This is a genomic window from Polaromonas sp. P3_C2, assembly GCF_056402675.1.
In genome coordinates this window covers 1-1,817 of the sequence record NZ_JBFUGX010000752.1, presented here as the reverse complement: position 1 = coordinate 1,817, position 1,817 = coordinate 1, and the positions used below count along the sequence as shown (strand labels likewise).

3 protein-coding genes are annotated in these 1,817 nt (G+C 50.6%); 1 reads left to right on the top strand and 2 read right to left on the bottom strand.

Annotated elements, in window-relative coordinates; all coding sequences use genetic code 11:
* Positions 1–67 precede the first annotated feature (67 nt).
* The gene (locus tag AC1DWI_RS21530; RefSeq protein ID WP_477667941.1) at positions 68–493 is read left to right on the top strand and encodes a hypothetical protein; all 426 of its coding nucleotides are present in this window, start codon (positions 68–70) and stop codon (positions 491–493) included.
* A 2-nt stretch (positions 494–495) separates the two neighbouring features.
* On the opposite strand, the gene AC1DWI_RS21525 is transcribed toward AC1DWI_RS21530, so the two are convergent.
* The gene (locus tag AC1DWI_RS21525) at positions 496–900 is read right to left on the bottom strand and encodes a hypothetical protein (protein ID WP_477667942.1); all 405 of its coding nucleotides are present in this window, start codon (positions 898–900) and stop codon (positions 496–498) included.
* Positions 901–929: 29 nt separating this feature from the next.
* The coding region (locus AC1DWI_RS21520) for a hypothetical protein (RefSeq protein WP_477725715.1) at positions 930–1,817 on the bottom strand (888 nt) is incomplete at its 5' end.

Below are 1,817 nucleotides of genomic sequence, written 5' to 3'. Positions count from 1 at the left end.
GGTCTACACGCCCTTTAGTCTTCCTAATATATGCGGCAGAATGAAGTCTTAACCAATGGAGTTCGTAATGGTCAAAGCACTTTTAGGTATGCGTAGAGCGAGTCGCGTTCTGCTGAGTTCGACTTGCTGGCTTGCATTGAACGCGCCCAGCGAAGCTGTCGCACAGGTTTTTCGTTGCTCGCTTGCCAACGGGACAGTGGTCTATCAGGAAGTCGCCTGCGGTGCGATTGCTGGCGCAAAAGAGGAAAAAACCGAGTGGACTGCCGAAAGAGAGCGGGCAGCGGCATTAGCAGCAAAGCGTGAGCTGGATCGAAAAGCCAGCATTGAAGCCTCAGAAAAGGAAGCGCGAGCAAAGGGAAGCAGGTCCTCATCAGACCGAATCGACTGCACAGATCTCTACGCCTATGCGAGAGCCCGGGGAAGCGGATGGATGGAGAGTACCGCCATTGTCCAAGAGGCAGAATCTAAGGGCACCTGCGTTCGCAGCAAATGAGGTTAGCCGCCAGCGTCCAATATCTCTTGAAGAATCTTGTCCCAATGGGATTTCTCTTTCTGAGCAAGGAAGTCTGGGGCGTCATTCTCAGGCAGTTTCATCGGATTTTTCGACACAATTAATCCGATTGCCTTAAGAGCAACCGACTGATTTGATGAGGCGACGAGACTCGACAAACGGTCAAATGCTGCAATTCTTGACGCACGAAATGTGTCCATGACATCTCTTTCCCCTTGAGCCAACGCTTTCTCTAATTCCTGTTGAAAGCTCGAAATTCTTCGCCATCTAGACAGGGTTCCGGGGTCTATTGAAAGCTTCATAGATACCTGCTTGCGCGAGAGTCCCTGTGCAATTAATTGCACCGCCAGTCTTTGCTTCGGACTTAGATCATTATTTTGATGTGGCATTCTGTGTCTTTCTGTGGAACGTCATTGCTCTAGCTTCGGATAGCCCTAACCTGCCGGAGTAAACCTTCAAGGCGACCGTACTCTTCGCTCCATCGCAGTTCTGCGTCAACGAGCTCCTTTCTTTGTTCCCGCATTGCTTCATCGCGTATGCAGTCGAAGTCCATCATTTCATCAATGCCTCGAAGCCTAGCCAGAATGGTGTTCGCCAGCTTTTCGCGGTCAGCTCTACTCCATCTTCTGCAGGCCTGAACAGTAGCCTCATACGCCTTCCAACTCTGCGGAGGCCACTTTGAGGTGCCCGGTAAAACGACGAGAGTTTCTCCCGTAATTACCTCGCTATCGCTTAGCCCTTTATCGCGGCGTGCGCGCAGTTCGCGGACCGCCACCCCCGTAAGCTCCGCCCAACGGGTTAGAGGTTTGGTATCCCCGTCGTGGGTCAGATAGATCGTATTTCGGCGATTGCCAGCTTGTTCCTTTTTTGTGGCCCACTGACAGTTGTCCGGTGCGTATCCCTTAGAGTTGTCTATGCGATCAATTGAGAGCTCTTGAGAAGTTCTCGGCCCAACATAAAACAGAAATTTGTAGAACGTAGAAAACTCCGGCGATACCTCAGCATAGTTTTCACGCTTACAACGTGAGTGCATGTTCTCGAACGAACTTCGACTCCACTCAAGAATCGCGCGCCCCCACAAACACTGCAGCTCTTTTGTAAGAGCGATTTTTTTCAAGTGTCCATTGAGATGCTTTTCTATTAGTTCCTTTCCATCTTCCAGAGCTTTCCTATTAGGAGGTTCAGAAGTTGGGAAGGAACTCTCTATTTTTGATTGCTGCCGAGGCGCAACGAGTTTGAGATGTAGTGATTTCTTAAGTGGCCCCTGCTGGACGGCCAGTCTTATGACGGTTGCCATGTGCAGTCC